At 40.9% G+C, this 347-nt stretch carries 1 protein-coding gene; it reads left to right on the top strand.

Annotation, left to right across the window (positions count from 1 at the left end; all coding sequences use genetic code 11):
- On the top strand, positions 1–347 hold a 347-nt coding region (locus HC175_RS21445), incomplete at both ends, for an EF-Tu/IF-2/RF-3 family GTPase (protein WP_369074366.1).

Genomic DNA, 347 nt, shown 5'->3' with positions numbered 1-347 from the left:
GATCAACGACCTGAAAGATGCAATGGAAGGTATGCTTTCTCCTGAAATGAAGGAGGAGATCACCGGTAATGCAGAGATCAGGGAAATCTTTAAAGTGTCTAAGATCGGGACTATTGCTGGTTGTATGGTAACCGATGGTAAAATCTACAGAAACTCTCAGATTAGGTTGATTCGTGATGGAGTGGTAGTTTACACAGGATTACTTGCATCGCTTAAACGATTTAAGGATGACGTGAAAGAAGTTTCTAAAGGTTATGACTGTGGATTGCAGATCAAAAACTACAATGACATCCGGGAAGGTGATGTTGTGGAAGCATTCCAGGAAGTAGCCGTTAAGAAAAAGCTTA

Source organism: Salinimicrobium oceani, assembly GCF_012037645.1.
This window is presented reverse-complemented; position numbering and strand designations above follow the sequence as displayed.